General features: G+C 55.6%; 1 protein-coding gene. It reads right to left on the reverse strand.

What is annotated here, in order from left to right; all coding sequences use genetic code 11:
* A partial coding sequence (locus ACYP03_RS26820) for an HlyD family secretion protein (RefSeq protein WP_459782782.1) occupies positions 1 to 259 on the reverse strand: 259 nt, incomplete at both ends.

The following is a 259-nucleotide window of genomic DNA, read 5'->3' on the forward strand; positions in this document are numbered from 1 at the left end:
ATCTATGGTCGCGACCACAGATAACCCCGGAAGTAGCTGCCCGGCGAGCTGATCAGGATGGGGGATCACAATTTTGACCGGCACCCGCTGAACAATTTTGGTGAAGTTTCCCGTGGCATTCTCGGGCGGCAGCAAAGCAAACTTTGCACCGGTGGCAGGAGAAAAACTGTCTACCACTCCGTCCAGGGTCTGACCCGGATAGGCGTCCAGTTCAACTTCTACATGCTGGCCCTGATGGATGTTGGCGAGCTGGGTTTCT

The organism is Photobacterium sp. R1, assembly GCF_054600795.1.